The 14,534-nt window shown below is 41.8% G+C and carries 14 protein-coding genes and 1 pseudogene; 7 read left to right on the top strand and 8 right to left on the bottom strand.

From position 1 onward, the window contains the following. Positions 1-106 precede the first annotated feature (106 nt). Positions 107-487 (top strand): NUDIX domain-containing protein, encoded by a 381-nt coding sequence (locus AM1_RS05145; protein ID WP_012161746.1) that lies wholly within the window; start codon positions 107-109, stop codon positions 485-487. Positions 488-489: 2 nt separating this feature from the next. On the opposite strand, the gene AM1_RS05140 is transcribed toward AM1_RS05145, so the two are convergent. Together AM1_RS05140 and AM1_RS05135 are read right to left on the bottom strand one after the other, a co-directional pair. After that, positions 490-1,317, bottom strand: a complete 828-nt coding sequence (locus AM1_RS05140; protein WP_041659195.1) for a pantothenate kinase — start codon at positions 1,315-1,317, stop codon at positions 490-492. After that, entirely contained in the window at positions 1,301-1,735 is a 435-nt protein-coding gene (locus AM1_RS05135) for an ATP-binding protein (protein WP_012161744.1), read from the bottom strand. The genes AM1_RS05140 and AM1_RS05135 overlap by 17 nt, the downstream gene beginning before the upstream one ends. A 232-nt stretch (positions 1,736-1,967) precedes the next feature. Between AM1_RS05135 and AM1_RS05130 the strand changes: the two genes are divergently transcribed. Continuing rightward, positions 1,968-3,095: a PP2C family protein-serine/threonine phosphatase gene (locus tag AM1_RS05130; RefSeq protein ID WP_012161743.1), complete on the top strand. Its 1,128-nt coding sequence runs from the start codon at positions 1,968-1,970 to the stop codon at positions 3,093-3,095. Positions 3,096-3,117: 22 nt separating this feature from the next. On the opposite strand, the gene AM1_RS05125 is transcribed toward AM1_RS05130, so the two are convergent. Continuing rightward, positions 3,118-3,444, bottom strand: coding sequence for an STAS domain-containing protein (locus tag AM1_RS05125; RefSeq protein WP_012161742.1), 327 nt, complete (start codon positions 3,442-3,444; stop codon positions 3,118-3,120). A 279-nt stretch (positions 3,445-3,723) separates the two neighbouring features. Between AM1_RS05125 and AM1_RS05120 the strand changes: the two genes are divergently transcribed. Beyond that, positions 3,724-4,596 carry a phosphatidate cytidylyltransferase gene (locus tag AM1_RS05120; protein WP_012161741.1) on the top strand — a complete coding sequence of 291 codons (873 nt, stop codon included), beginning with the start codon at positions 3,724-3,726 and terminating at the stop codon, positions 4,594-4,596. Positions 4,597-5,328: 732 nt separating this feature from the next. On the opposite strand, the gene AM1_RS05115 is transcribed toward AM1_RS05120, so the two are convergent. Then, entirely contained in the window at positions 5,329-5,604 is a 276-nt protein-coding gene (locus AM1_RS05115; RefSeq protein WP_010468395.1) for an HU family DNA-binding protein, read from the bottom strand. A gap of 250 nt (positions 5,605-5,854) precedes the next feature. Beyond that, a complete protein-coding gene (locus tag AM1_RS05110) occupies positions 5,855-6,730 on the bottom strand; it encodes a M23 family metallopeptidase (protein ID WP_012161740.1) in 876 nt (291 codons plus the stop codon). Between the two features lie 1,983 nt (positions 6,731-8,713). Here AM1_RS05110 and AM1_RS43040 point away from each other — a divergent pair. The 4 genes and pseudogenes from AM1_RS43040 to AM1_RS05095 all read left to right on the top strand — a co-directional run. Next, positions 8,714-9,409: pseudogene (locus AM1_RS43040) on the top strand (IS5 family transposase); the annotation flags it as partial. Positions 9,410-9,611: 202 nt separating this feature from the next. Continuing rightward, complete coding sequence (locus tag AM1_RS05105; protein WP_012161738.1) at positions 9,612-11,237, top strand: M48 family metallopeptidase; 1,626 nt, start codon at positions 9,612-9,614, stop codon at positions 11,235-11,237. Between the two features lie 160 nt (positions 11,238-11,397). Next, positions 11,398-12,279 (top strand): hypothetical protein, encoded by an 882-nt coding sequence (locus AM1_RS05100; RefSeq protein ID WP_012161737.1) that lies wholly within the window; start codon positions 11,398-11,400, stop codon positions 12,277-12,279. A 68-nt stretch (positions 12,280-12,347) separates the two neighbouring features. Further along, positions 12,348-12,806: a hypothetical protein gene (locus AM1_RS05095; RefSeq protein ID WP_012161736.1), complete on the top strand. Its 459-nt coding sequence runs from the start codon at positions 12,348-12,350 to the stop codon at positions 12,804-12,806. Positions 12,807-13,025: 219 nt separating this feature from the next. Here the strand turns inward: AM1_RS05095 and AM1_RS05090 are convergent, their stop codons facing one another. The 3 genes from AM1_RS05090 to AM1_RS44380 form a co-directional block, all read right to left on the bottom strand. After that, positions 13,026-13,817, bottom strand: a complete 792-nt coding sequence (locus tag AM1_RS05090) for an intradiol ring-cleavage dioxygenase (RefSeq protein WP_049783688.1) — start codon at positions 13,815-13,817, stop codon at positions 13,026-13,028. Positions 13,818-13,857: 40 nt separating this feature from the next. Beyond that, positions 13,858-14,145 (bottom strand): hypothetical protein, encoded by a 288-nt coding sequence (locus AM1_RS05085; protein WP_041659193.1) that lies wholly within the window; start codon positions 14,143-14,145, stop codon positions 13,858-13,860. A gap of 213 nt (positions 14,146-14,358) precedes the next feature. Further along, complete coding sequence (locus AM1_RS44380) at positions 14,359-14,466, bottom strand: Arm DNA-binding domain-containing protein (protein ID WP_390610035.1); 108 nt, start codon at positions 14,464-14,466, stop codon at positions 14,359-14,361. Positions 14,467-14,534 lie beyond the last annotated feature (68 nt).

The following is a 14,534-nucleotide window of genomic DNA, read 5'->3' as shown; positions in this document are numbered from 1 at the left end:
TGTGAACTAGCCTACCTCTGTATTTTTGACTATGAAACGTTTCGCATACATGGTTCAGACGGTGCTGGGCCTTCTCTTTAGACACCCATTATTAGGGGTGTGTTTAATGCCGATCCTTGAAGATGGACAAATCGTATTGGTTAAACGTCGGGATAATGGCCTATGGAGCTTACCGGGCGGCATGGTGGATTGGGGTGAAAATATTCAGCAAAGTATCAAAAGAGAACTCCATGAGGAAACGGGGTTATCACTCACAACAATGGGACGATTTGTGGGGGTATACTCAGACCCCGATCGTGATCCACGATTACATTCCATTTGTTTAGCTTTTGAAATTAAGGTTGAAGGGAAATTGCAAGTGAACGATATAAATGAAATATCTGAAGTGCAATCTTTTTCCCTAGATGAAGCGATGAATATGCCTTTAAGTCATGATCATACCCAGCAGTTGCAAGACTACCTCCAAGGTGAATTAGTGATTCGCTAGCTCTAGAAAAGCAGCGACCGATCACTTTTCTGCTGACGTAAATGTAGAAGTCCTATCCCTTGGAGTTGGGGCTGTAAAATAACCCGGTCTAGTAGTTTTGGTACTGCTTTAGGTTTAGAAGCTTGCAATAGATAGCGATATAGCGTCTCGGCATCTCCACCCGTTAGGACAATTTGACTGGTGGGATACTGCTCCAACCAAGCCCTGATAAAGTCGATTATGCCAGAGACCAAAGTATGCAAAATACCGCTCTGGATGGCTATATCGGTTGTCAGCGACCATCGGCTGGGAAGGTCTTGAGGTAAGGCAATGGTGGGTAACGCTGCCGTGGATTGTGAGAGCGATCGCAGTTGCAATCCCAAACCTGGCAAAATCGCTCCGCCTAAACAGTCTGTAGGGGTAAGAGCGCCTGTATAGGTAAGCGCAGTACCTGCATCAATTACAAAGACAGGCCATTGATACAGGGTACCAGCAGTCCAGATTGAAAGCGCTCGATCCAGTCCAAAGGTTTCATAAGGATACTGAATCGGAATATCGGTGGCAGTAATGACTATGGATCGGGGATAAGTCTGCCAAAAACAGGTTTGAGATGGAACAACAGAGATAACCCATAGCTCTGGCATATTGACTGTAGAAGAGCAATGGGCCAAGGCAGGGGAATAGGCCTGCCACTCCTCCAAGGTGGCAGGGAATCTTGTTTGGGACATCTCAATGTGGCAGGTGTCCCAGGTCTGAGCCAAATGTGATCCTTCGTAATAAAACCAGTGCAATCGGGAGTTACCGATGCTCAGAGCGATCCAAGGCTTAATATCCTTAGTGGATGGGCTCATTCAAAGACAGGTACTTAACGATAGAAAGACAGTTTTGGCAGTTGTCTATTCTTCGATATTGAACGTTATCAGCAATCCGATTGATCAGCAGTAGCCCGCGACCACCGCCCATATCTTGGCTGGGGAAGGTAGGGTGATGCTGTAAATATTGGCGTAGATCAAAGGTGGGACCCTGATCCCAAATGCGGATTTCCACATGATCTAGCTCAATTCCCAGCTCTAACTGAATGGGGGTAGTGGGCGGTAGCGATTGATGGGCATGGCTCACCGCGTTGGTAAATCCTTCTGCCAGGGCTATCTGGCATTCCAGCCACTCTTGTTCTGCGACTCGAGTAGGGTGCAGCTGTTGGAACCAGTCCAGAACTTTAGGCAGGTTATTGAGGTCAGAATTAACACTGAGATGATAGTGCTTTGGCATCTGCTATGAGGAGGTCAATCTCTCCAATTGCATGGGTCCAAGGCTATTGACATAAGAAGTGGTGTCGTTATTCGACCAGGCGACTTTAGCTTAATTATAGGGAACTCATCCGCCAAACATTAGCTTTCTTAGCAGAGATTATCCCCTTGCTAAACTTGAACAGTGTGGATTAGCCCTCGCCCTTGCGAATAAATTCACAATAGATGATCAAATATGGCCTTGTGAAACATCTATGGTGAAAATTCTGATCATCGATGATGATCCCATTACCCAGCTCCTCTTACGCCGCACACTTGAAAAACAGGGGTATCAGGTGACTGTCGCCAGCGATGGTCAAGAAGGCCTCTCAAAGGCACAGCAACTCTGCCCTGCCTTAATCATCTGCGATTGGATGATGCCGGTATTGGATGGGATTGGTGTTTGTCAGCAATTAAAATCAAATCCACAACTTTCTGCCACTTTTTTTATTTTGTTAACGTCTCGATCTGATCTGGAAGATCGAATTGCTGGACTGAATGCTGGGGCTGATGAATTTCTAACAAAACCCATTGATATGAGTGAACTGCGGGCCCGTGTGCGGGCAGGGCTGAGGCTCTATCACTTAAACCAGGACTTACACGAACAAAAACAAAGGCTGGAAGCGGAATTGGCAGAGGCTGCCCAATATGTTCGTTCCATTTTGCCTGCCCCCTTACAATCGCCGATTCAAATCCAGTCCCGGTTTATTCCATCTAGTCAATTAGGTGGGGATTGCTTTGATTACTATTGGTTAACCCCAGATACGTTGATTTTGTATCTGTTGGATGTGTCAGGGCATGGTTTGGGGGCAGCCTTGCCGTCGGTATCAATATTGAATATGTTGCGATCGCAAGCATTCCCAGGCATCAATTACCAACATCCCCATGAAGTGTTGCACGCTCTCAATCAACGATTCACCATGAGCCCCGAAAACCCTAAATACATCACCATTTGGTATGGGGTTTATCATCGCTCTCGTCAAGAATTAGTATTTTCCAGTGCCGGGCATCCGCCAGCCCTATTGATGTCAACATCAGAACCAGAGGTACAGACCTTAAAAACACCAGGACTTCCCTTGGGTATGTTTGCAGAATTTACCTATCAAAGTCAGAGCTGTAACATCACGCCACATCAAACTCTCTATATCTTTAGCGATGGGATTTATGAAATTCCTAAAACCAACAATCAACTGCTGGGGCTAGAAGGATTCTCCCATGTACTCCAACAGCTTCATCAAATAGGATCCCCCACAATTGAAACTATTTTGGACCAAGTACAAATATGTTGTAAGCACCAGCGCTTTACAGATGATTTATCCCTGATGCAAGTTGTCTTTCCGTAAGTACCGCCTGAAAACTAGAACTTCAAGAACCTAAAAGCCCACTTTGTTCGAAATGTTGCCGATTGTCGTAGATCTGAAACACTTGAGCGATTTCAGTCAACTGAAAAAGGGTCTTAACCTGCTGATTGAGCGAACAAAGCACGAGCTGACGTTCGGCTGCCCGAATAAATTTCAGGGCTAGGACCAAAGCACCTAGACCAGAGCTATCCATAAATGAAATATCTTGGCAATCTACCAAAACAATATCGGCACCCGCCTCAACTGCAGCTGCCACTTCCTGACGAAAGACCGCGCCAGTGACTCCGTCCAAAATATTATTCGGTTGTATGGTTGTTACATTGGGACGCATTGTTTACTTGGAGCATAATGATTCAACTGTTCCGCAGACATCACCCCACACGCAGATCTCACAAGCTATTATGGGGTTCATCGATCAACATCAGATGACCACAGTTCAAATGACGAGAATGAGGAAAAGAGCTGTTCCTCAGAATACTCTTTTTTTTTGGGATATCGCCAGATCGAATGCTTTTTGCTATCCTCTATGCATCTTCTCTCAGCTTAACTAGCTGCGGAGAAAGACATCGGCGTAGGATAATACCCCTGAGGGAAATAATAATCTACATATATGCCTTGGGCTCGTATCATTAGTGGACTGATTGCCATCGTTCTAGCGTTGGGCATGATTTTATTGGGTGGATGGTACTTTACCCTTGGTTTTTGCATCCTTGTCTATCTGGCTCAAGATGAGTATTTTGACCTGGTTCGGGCCAAAGGTAACCGGCCAGCTGGCAAAACTACCATGATTGTTAGCCAGTTGCTGTTGATCACCGCCACCATTAACGGCATGCTGGCTGATGCGGTGTTACCCGTTGCGGGAACCTTCATCTGTTTTTATCTGTTATTTCAACCGAAACTGGCCACTATTTCCGATATTTCTAGTTCAATCTTGGGTCTCTTTTATGGGGGATACCTACCCAGTTTTTGGATTAGATTAAGAGCATTGGGCACGCCAGAAGCCAGCAATTTACCCCTATGGGGATATTGGCCAGAACAATGGTCGAACATCAATTTGCTGCCTGTCGGATTAACGATTACCCTTCTTGCCTTTGGTTGTATTTGGGCTGCAGATATTGGTGCTTATACATTTGGTCGGCTATTTGGTAAAACCCGATTATCAGATATTAGCCCCAAAAAAACAGTAGAAGGAGCAGTATTCGGAGTTTTAGGTAGCCTGACCGTTGCTATCATTGGTGCAAATACCTTTATCTGGCCATTTTGGCTGTTTCTTGGAGCAGCCTTGGGGTTGTTGATTGGTGTTGCCAGTTTATTGGGAGACCTAACAGAATCCATGATGAAGCGAGATGCAGGAGTCAAAGACTCTGGGCAACTCATTCCTGGCCACGGCGGTATTTTAGATCGCGCGGATAGTTACGTATTTACGGCTCCCTTGGTTTACTATTTTGTCACCCTATTATTGCCACTCATAGAAGCCATATAATTCGGGAGCTTTTATCAGTCCATAGCCATAATCGAAGCCAGGTTAGTTTATTGATAGCTGGATAGAAGGCTTATGTAGGCCATACCGGCTCTATTTTTGACTTATTTAAAGACGTATATTGAATTATGCCGAAAGTTGTGACTCTTTTCTTTTTGATGAAAGCATTGTTGTTACATGTACCTTCTTGAAATTAGGCAAACGGATACTGCCTAGTCCTTTCTCGCTAACACAACTCTCCATAGGGATGCATTGATTACCTGACGTTTAATTAAAGAGGTTAAACTGTCCTGGAACTCAATACAGGACAAAAACTCTACTGTCATCCAGGGATTCGCTTGATGCCCTTGTACAGAAAGTATATTGAAGCTTTGAACAGGGAGGAATAGGGAAAGCTTCCTTGTGCTTAGGCTTTAAAGGTAGTGGGGCATAGTACACCAGATGAAGTATTAAGGTGAACCAAAGCTTAAGGCTAGAACTCTTGATTTCAGAATTCAAGCTCTAGACAGGATAATTAAATTGTAGCCACCAAAAAAATGCTGAAATTTCAGCCGAGCTTTGAATGATGGCATAAAAAATGAGAGTAAAAGGAGTGATCGAGAGCACCTAAAATTTCAATGCCGATCGAATATTTGCTCAACAGAAAACTTGAGCAGATTAGTTTTAAGATTTGAATCCAAACTATACTTTGGAACTGCTATCAGTCAGTTATTTAACTACGAGATTTGATTAAACTTATGGAGCAACTTTATCTTTAAACAATTTTCCAGCACTAAAGGCAGGAACTCTGGTGGCAGGGATTTTTAGCTTCTTGCCGGTTTGCGGATTACGACCATTTCTTGCTTTACGATCGCGCGGTTCGAAACTACCAAATCCGACTAAAGTAACTTTATCGCCATGGCTAACGGCATCGATGATGACATCAACTGCAGCACTGAGCGTAACGTCAGCTTGCTTCTTCGTTACTCCTGTTTTATCAGCAATAGCGTCAACTAATTCGCCTTTATTCATTGAGTTATCCTCAAAACCTTGCGAGCATTCTATCTCAAGTTTTTAAAAAGTGAACAGATATAGCAAAGAAATTGCACAAAAGTAACAAAGAAAACCCAAAAAAGTAACAATGAGGGTGTTGAAAGGTTGCTTCAATCTACCAATTTGCTGTTATTAAATTCTACCAAGATTGAAAATACCTAACTTCTTTCAAATTGGAGATTTAAAATACATGAGCCTCAATTCCAATATCTTAGTTGAGATAGATAAATTAGCTAGCTTTACGAGCTAATGTGCTACAAGAACCAGAAATCTGAAATGGAACAGTTTGAGAAAATCTTGCTCGACTACCTTGGCTTTGTACTTCAACATGTAAATGCGGACCTGAAGACCACCCCGAATTGCCGCTGTAGCCTATAAGTTGTCCTGCTTTTACCCAGTCTCCAGCTTTAAGTTGGACCCGTTGTCGGAAACCTTGTTGTAAGTGAGCATATGCCGAGCGATAGCCATGTTCATGTTCGATCCAAACATAGTTAAACCTGGAGGCATTCGCTCGGGTTCCGCCCGTGTCTGGATATTTATCTTGTAGTCTGATTACCCGCCCTGCTCGCATTGCATAAACAGGGGTACCAATTGAACTGGCGATATCGTAAGCATATTCCATCCGATTTTGATGAGTTTTACCACGAATTCCTTGAGATAGATATCCTCTTCCATTAAGAGGGTGGCAAAACCCTTTCAGGGGAGTGGCGACGGTTGGGGTATGGCTAGCTGCAATAGTGAGAGGAAGTGGATCTGGCTGAGATACTTGGGATGTGGAGTTTAGAGTACCTCCAACATTAGATTTAGGCTTTAAACGCAAGACTTTCTGGTTCTCAGGAGATTGGGAACTGGCAGATTGAGGAGGTGTGATAGAGAAAGTGGGGCCAAGGGTACTGAGGGTTAATAGAGAGCAAGCTAGGAAATTTCGACACCGTTGCTCAACTAAAACTTGCTTCAGCTGAAGTTGAGAAATATGACCCTGCTGAATCAGTATTTCACCTAACTTTTGTCCAGTCTGCTTTTGGATTTGGAGAGCTTGTTGTAATTGGAAGTCACTAATAAGTCCTTTTTGAGTCAGGACTTTACCAATACGGACTAGATACATTTGCAACAAATGATATGTGATGGATGGGAGTGAGTGGTATAGAGAGAATGGCATAGCCAACTTCTCTCATTGTTTTCAACTTGATGAATGTCAAGTATCTTGTACCATTAGCTACACCTTAACTGGGCATCCAACAAAATGAGATCCGAATTGATACGGAGGTATAAATAGATTTTTCGAAAGCTCAGGAAATCAGGAATATAAGCCGATTCTCAAGGAGTGTATAAGGTGAAAGTCTTATTCGGTAAAGGGTAAACCATGAGTTAAAGTTGCCAGAAATAAAAAACCTTCACCGTAAAAATACTGTAAGTTTTATACTTTTTCAGTTGGATTCTGAAACCTCAAACTCTAAAATAATTAAGAAATCATTAATATAGATAATGAATGATTAGTGCTTTAGGCTCTACCAATCACTTTCTATCTGTCTCCTGTGGCCTTACCTCGATTGGAGTATCCTATTTCTCTAGTCCACTCGAATCATTTATGTTTTTGATCCAGCAGGAGGTATTTCAAAGTCTTTGAGTATCTCATTCCCCCTAACAATACGGGTAAAAATGTGGGCCATGTAGTTGGAGCTTCTCATCATCATTGGCTAAAACATGCTCCAAATAGCTGTAGGAAAAACTCGAAGTTCACCATGTTCGCTTCGAGTGTGAACCTGCCTGAACTAGAGCACAATTGCAGAGATAGCTGAGGCTACGATAGGTTGGCACCTATATTCAATGGTGAATTGAGGGGATATCACAAATATTTTAGTTCAGAGGGAGCATTATCGCTTGATATCTCATGAAAGAAAATTTTTGTAGGATTCTTTTGTGTTAAGGCTGTAGAGTGATTGTGTGCGCCCTATTAATCAACAGCTAGCCAAGGTATCTTAACGCCCTTACAAATCGTTCTAGCAGCCAAGACACTGAAGATGCCTAAATTGTTGTCGCTTATAGGAACTGTCGAGGCTGTTGTACTGTGCGACTCGCAGGATATCTTGATCATCGCTACGATACACCGATTAACGTTCAATTATTCTGGAATGAATGGGCGAAACCTTTTCGATGCATTAACCTTCTGCTCAATTTGCTGTTTTTATGCAGAGCTTCAGTGATTATTCATGGTGCGATGACATGGGCTATTGATTGAGTCTGTCTTTACCCTATTTTTGATACAAAAACACTCGCGCAAACCAACCGAAGTGCGCGAGTGACAATCAACGTTCTAACCAATTTAGATAAGCTAATCTCAGTATTCCCACTCCTAGGAAAAAGAAAACTTTTTCTTTAGATATGTAACTTTAGCTTATAAGGCCATATTGCTAGGATCTTTGGCGGTAGGAGATTTACAAGGTTTTTGATATAAAAATATCCCCTGCCGCACTCAGAGACAGGGGATAGTTCCCTTATTAACGAAATCAGGTTCGGTCTAATTCCAAAATCGAACCTGAAGCCATAGGATGAATTATGGCTTGATTAGATTATGCCCATAGATCGGTAAAAGATGGCTATATTAGAAAAATACTCACATTTTGTGTAGAAAATTAAACAAAAAAGAGGAGTAAGGCTTTGATAGTAGTGAATAGCAGCCTGCGTCTTATGCCGGGATCTTGTTTTGGTGGCAACTACGAATCTTCTTCGAATGCTGTTTTGATTCTCAATTTGAAGGTAATGCCAAACATTTTGTGATTAAACTAGCCATAGTTATAACTCCTAGATAAAACAGCTAGACTATCCAGATTAAGGAATATGATAAACAAGTTATTTCATGCTGTTGTGGGTAGGATTAGATTTTGCTCAAGATTTCTATAATCGGCACTGTTCATTTCAGGGTTACAGATCTAATCCAAAGTTGAGTAACATCAAGACATTTTGAGATCTTGGGTATGGTGATCAGGGATACTCAGAGGCTATTTATCCCTCTTTTATCACTTTAGGCAGATAAAAAAATAGACTATTAGACCTCTTGCATAATTAAGTGTGCGATATGGTATTGAGTCACTCTAATGCAGGGCGACCTCCGAAGTTGTGCCGCCCCGATCAACTATTAGTGGCCCTTCAAGATTGGCGAGAATATCGGACCTATTTCCACATTGCTGGAGATTGGGGTGTTTCTGAATCAACGGTTTGCCGTATAGTCCAGCAGGTCGAGACCGCTCATGAACTCAGGACTCTTCCGCCTACCCGGCAAGAAACATCTAATACAAGGATTTGAGCGGCCTGATGTTGTCGTGATGGATGTGACTGAGACACCGATTGAACGTCCCCAAAAAGGACAAAAAGCGTATTATGCAGGAAAAAAAAGAGACATACCCTCAAATGCCAGATTATTGCTGACCGCAACACTTTAGAGATCATCTGTCTGAGCTTTGGCAAAGGCCGTCGGCATGATTTTCAGGTATTTAAGGTCTCAGGCGTCCATATTCATCCAGATACCGAGAGCCTGCTAGATAGCGGATATCAGGGGAATAGCTATGTTCCGCTCAAGAAGCCACAACAGGGCGAACTGACTTCCCTAGAGCGAGAGTATAACCATGCTCTAAGCCAAGAGCGGATTGGCATTGAGCACATCAATCGTAGTCTGAAAATGTTCAGAATTCTGTCTGAGCGCTATTGCAACCGTCGTCGTCGCTATTCTCTGCGGTGTAACTTGATTGCAGCCATCTATAATTACGAGCTATCCATGGCAGCTTAAGGCGTAGAAGCTACCCACAACACATCATGAAATGAATATTGCAAGAGGTCTAATAAGACAGAAGGTCCTTACTGGTATTCCTATGAACGCAACTCTAAAGGGAAGCTGGTCAGCCGATATATTGGGAAGAAACTGAGAAGACCTCAAGGAGGTTTTAAGGTTTAGAAATGTCAAAATACTCCCTAATGTTCTAGAGGTTGACATGGCACTAACGCCGCAGAGATATGAGACCTTAGTCAAACAGCTAGAAAATTACGCAAGTCAACATCCAAAGCGTTTTAAAAGACGTGTGTTTCTGCTGGCATTACTGGGATATGGCTTTATTCTGTTTGTGCTGTCATTCCTTTTGGGTATCGTTCTATATGTTGTGACCATGCCTGAAAGTAGGCTTCGAATCCAGGCCATTTGGCTTGGATGTGTGCTTGTTATTGCCTTGATATTACTAGGTCTCCTTTTGACGGCTCTCTGGGTCAGAATTCCTAAACCGAAAGGCAAGGTAATAAAACGCAAACAGATGCCTCAACTATATGGGCTTGTTGATGAACTTGCAGTGGATTTAGCGACGCCTAAATTCAACAAAATTATTCTGACGGATGACTTGAATGCCGCAGTTTCTCAAAGACCCGTTCTAGGCATTTTTGGCTGTTTTCAGAATTACTTATTGGTTGGTTTACCTTTGATGCAAGCCCTTGATTTGGAGCAATTCAAAGCTATTTTGGCCCATGAATTGGGTCATTTATCCGGTAAACACAGTCATTTTGTTAGTTGGATATATCGCATTGAGCAGACATGGCACCAAGTTTTAGAACGACTATATCAGCATCGGAATCATTCGCACTCGGGGACAGGCATATGGTTCATGGATATATTGATGTTAACTGCGAACGGACTAGGGTTTATTGTTTTTGGTTGGTTCTTTGAGTGGTTTGTTCCTAGATTTTCTGCATATTCATTTGTACTTTCCCGGCAATATGAGTATGAAGCAGACCGTTGTGCCGCACAGTTTATAGGGGGTGAAAAGTTAGCTGAGGGGCTAATCAGTCTTGAGGTTAAGACTAGATACCTCAATCGGATGTTCTGGAGGGACATTAATCAGCAAGTAAATTGCACCCCTAATCCACCAGAAGCTATCTCATTAATGAGTGATGCATTGAAAGCTGAAATTCCCAAGGAGCCTCAGCAAAGATGGTTAAATGCAGCTTTGTCAACCACGACAGGTATAGAGGATACACACCCCTGTTTAACTGAGCGGCTATCAGCATTGGGCTATCTACAGGAAAGCGCTCAACTATCTCAATCCTTAGCAATTTCTCGGTCTGCAGCGGAAGACTTGTTGAGCCCTAATGTACTAACAGAAATAATTCAGCAAAGAAATGAGCAATGGAAGGATGATAAGAGCGGAGTCTGGCAAGGTCGCTATCAGTTTCATCAAGATATAAGCGAGAAATTAGCGAATTTGGAGGATCAAGCGAATCTTCGCTCATTATCATTTGATGAGAAATGGAATCGTTGTAAATGGACGGCGGAAATTAAAGGGCCTGAAGCTGGGATCTTGCTGCTCAGAGAGTTACTGGTAGAAAAGTCATACTTTGCACCAGCTAATTTACTGCTAGGTAGGCTATTGCTTGAGAGACAGGATGAAAGCGGAATTGATTATATAGAGAGTGCCGTTAGTTGTGATATTGACTTAACCATCAAAGGTTATCAGTTAATTCTTGAGTATGCATACTATGAACAAGGTAATACCCAGAGAATAAAACAGTGCCAAGAAGAAATTGATCAATATTATTTGAGAAGTTACGATTTTTTAAAGGGACTATATTCATAGATGATGCCGTTCAAAGGTGAGTCTCCGGTCGCCATTTACGGGGATTGACCATCTAGAGGTGGGTGTTAACTTGTGGAGATAGAACCCCGGTAAATCTAGCATTAAACTAGAATTCAGAGATATTTATTTCTTATGGAAGACTTAATTAAGTGAATTAGATATGTCAAGCCAAAATAGTTTTTTGAACATTACTCAGCAAGGTAAGAATGGATGGTTGCGTTATTTGCTTGGCATAATAACGATTTTTGGGATAGTTCTATTGAGTCTCCTAGCTTATGGATATATCATCTATTATTTTTTTGATATGCCAATTAAAGAATTATTTTTGCTATCAGAAAAAGATCCTATCCTTCTTCTATTTATTTTTACTTTATATTCGTTTAGTTTAGTTACTGGTATTTACATCGCGATAGAAAAAATTCACAAGAGAAAATTCAAGACTTTATTTAGTCCAAGAGGAACTATTGACTGGCTTCGAATAGTTAGAGGTTCAGTGCTATGGCTCAGTACATACTTTGCAACTTGGATTTTATTATATATAATTAATCCTACCCGTTATCAACTAGTATTTAATATCTCTGAATGGATTCCATTAGCTTTTATTTATCTTATATCGTCTATACTTGGCTCGTTTGTAAAAATTCTTTTTCTGTATAGTTATCTACTTCAAGGAATATACAGTTTTATTCGAAATCGTGGTCTTACCGCAATCATTTTAAGTACTGTAATTACGACACTTTCAATTGACTTGGAGTACCCTGAGTATTGGATCACTAATTTTATTTTTGCTCTATTTTTTACTTTGATAATAATCAAAGATAATAGGATCGAATTAGCTATTGGAATGAATATTTCAAATCTTTTTCTCCATAATTCTTTCTTGGCTCCGTTGAAGAGTAACTTTGTTTTTTCAGCAGTATTTAAGGCTAATGGAGCATCAAATATATTCTTTTATTTCATAGTCTGTATAATTAGATTCTCTTTATTTTATTTTTTAAGTTTCCATGTTTCCAAGAAACGAGGCTTACCAAACGTTAATTGATTAATAAAATGTAGATTTAGCTTTTTTACCCAGCAGGTTTACTTAGGAACAATCTTTTAGATATTCAGGTGTCAAATTCCCATTCAATACCAGTTTTAGAACTAGGTGCAAACGAGTTTATTGGTGCTGCTCTGCTAGTGCCAGCGTTTACATCGAATCTGTCAACATGGTGGCTGACGATTAGCAATGAAGGTCTAATCACACAACAGGTTCGCCAAAAACAGCCACCCAAATACAACGGTGAAATCATAACGCTTAAGCGTCAATTATCTAGTTCTCAACTTGCTTCAATCTGTAAAACACTTAATGCCATTGGCTTCTTTGAATTTGGTGATGAGTATTCCTGCGGATGGACAGGTCTGGAACAGACGAAACTGGTTGTAAGGATAGTGGACAAAGTTAAAGCAGTGTTGTCATATGGCCCTCATGCGGCCGCCCAAGAGGGTGACAAACACATGCAGGGATACGTGAAACTGTGGGATGAGATCGAAGACTTAGCGCCGTTTGATCCTGACGCTGATTATTGAATACCTTGGTAATGCCATTGACTGATTTTTAAGCTATGAAATCTCAGATTCTCCAGGGGGGTTATGTTACTTAGATAAGGATGTTGAAGCTCAGTACTTAGGTTGACATGGAGAATGTGATCACATTTTGCTAGCAAGTTTAATCTTTCATTTTCTCGACAGAATTCATATTGCCTAGCTGTTCTAGCTAGGTCTCAATAAACCTTCTGAAGATTAGTTTCAAGTCATATCAAGCCCAATGTTAAATATCCCGGTATATGATCCACTAGTTTGATCTTGGGTAAGCTTGAGTATTAGTTGATCGCCCCCGCCTCTAAAAATGCCATCTTGATCATTTCTAGTGGTGCGTTGTTCTCTGGTGTGATATGGCAAGTGGGTAAAGACTTGATCGGTAAGAGTGTCTTCAAAGTAAAGCTGTGAAGTGAACTCATAGCTCTGTTGAGAGTTTTCACCCCCCCGAATCTTAAAGTGAATATGAGTGGTTCGACCTGGATACCAGCCAGGATAAATGGTGGTGAATTCTACAGATCCATTTGCATCTGCTATCTGATACCCACGCAGGAACTTTTGCCCTAAAGTGCTGAAATTTGGATCTGAGGCATCGGAATAAACTCCTTTAGCATCACAGTGCCAGATATCCACAATCGCGCCCTTTATGGGTAAACAAGCATCAGGGCTAACTTGGTTTATTTTGAAGGTCAATCTGAGAAGCACGCCTTCTTTTTCAATTCCGCTAGATGGATCTGAGCGAATATCGGATCGGTTCAGCCTATCGTCTACAAAGTAGGGGCCTTCTGTTTGTTGTGGACGCACAATGCAACCCGGAAAATCGGGAGAAGACTGGGCCAATTCATCTGGTGGCTCAACAGAATTAGAGGATTGATCTCTATTAGAGGATTGATCTCTGCATCCTAAAAGTGACGCAATAGTCACTCCACCCGTAACTCTCAAAATGTCTCGCCGTCTCATATTGAACGCCTGAAATGCGCTGAAGTTGCGGTGATTTCTCATAACAAGCACCCCTTTCCTGTTGGGGTGCGTGCAAATTTCATTAGTGAAAGACTAGCGATTTGTGACCACTGGGACAATATATCGCAAGAGCAGCAGTGACAATAAGACCAAAAGCAAGATTCACAACCTGTTGAATAGCTTTCTGATAAGTTTCCACCTTCTCGTTAGTTTTGGTGGTTTTTTCATTCAGCTCACTGATATCTTCTTTCAGTTCAGAAATATCTCCTTTGACCGTGGAGATATCAGCTTTCACTGTTTGCATGTCCTTTCCAAGAGTACTGAGAAGAGATTCAATGCGATCTAATCTGTCTGGGGATGTCGTTGTCATTTCTTTTTCCCTAGTTAATATCATCGTACCAAGATTGATTTGGAAGTGCCTTGATTTAAGTCAGGGCATAGGCTGCAGGATTCTCTAGTACTCCCTTGAATGCATCAGGGTTAAAACTCGGGTTGTCTTTGCTTGAGTGTCTGGAGTACGTCACCAACGAAGAGTAAAAGGGCATATTGGAGTACTGATATACCTGAACTTAAGAATCAAACTTCATCCAGCCGAGAGCAGCTTTTCCTTTCCCCCAAACCGATACCGGATTCTCCACAGCTTTGAACCACTTTTTGTTACAAACAGGTTCAATCCCTCACCGTCAAGCAGTTTGTAGTCCTATTCCTTTGGCTTGGCGCTATGGATCTGGAGATCGTTTAAGGCTCTATACTTACGGG

The sequence above is a fragment of the Acaryochloris marina MBIC11017 genome, assembly GCF_000018105.1.
GTDB classification, from domain to species: Bacteria; Cyanobacteriota; Cyanobacteriia; order Thermosynechococcales; family Thermosynechococcaceae; genus Acaryochloris; species Acaryochloris marina.
This window is presented reverse-complemented; position numbering and strand designations above follow the sequence as displayed.